Source organism: Arthrobacter sp. GMC3 (assembly GCF_002929305.1).
GTDB lineage: Bacteria > Actinomycetota > Actinomycetes > Actinomycetales > Micrococcaceae > Specibacter.
In genome coordinates, this window is record NZ_PJIO01000089.1 from 1 (window position 1) to 661 (window position 661).

The 661-nt window shown below is 66.6% G+C and carries 1 protein-coding gene; it reads right to left on the minus strand.

What is annotated here, in order from left to right:
• On the minus strand, positions 1 to 661 hold a 661-nt coding region (locus tag CXQ94_RS23770), incomplete at both ends, for a PAS domain-containing protein (RefSeq protein ID WP_146070410.1).

A 661-nucleotide genomic window follows, 5' to 3' on the forward strand; every position in this document is an offset into this window, starting at 1 on the left:
GTGCGCAGCTCATGACTGACGGTGGAGATGAACTCGCGCTGCAGGCGTTCGATGCGCTTGCGTTCGGTGATGTCGTGCAGCACGACGACCGCGCCCATTCGCTGGCCATCGGAGGTGTACAGCGGGTCGGCGTTGGACAGTCCGTGCCGTGGTGCGCCATTGCTCAGCAGCACCATCTCGTGATCGATGACGTGCTCGCCATTGAGGGCGCGGCGCAGGGGAATCTCCTCGGGTTCCAGCGGGGTGACGCCATCGGCGCGGTACAGCCGGTAATGGCGGGCCCATTCGCTCGGCGATAACGGGGCGACATCGGCGCCATGCCACTGTTTGGCCGTCTCATTGAAGAGGGTCAGATTGCCCTCGGCGTCGCAGGCGATCACCGCTTCGCTCAGCGCCTCGAGCAGGCGCCGGTTCATTTCCTGCTGCTTGTCCAGCTCCAGCTGCTCGGCCTTGCGCGCGGTGATATCGGTAACGAAGCCGTGCCAGAGCACCGAGCCATCGGCCTGCTGCAGCGGCGTGGCTCGTGCCTCGACCCAGATCAGCCCCTTGTGCGGGTGCTCGACACGGTGCTCGCTGTGCCAGGACGTGAGTTCACGAGCCGCCTGGCGGATGCTGAGCAACAGGGCGCTGCGGTCGGGGCCGTGGACCCGGCCGACGATCG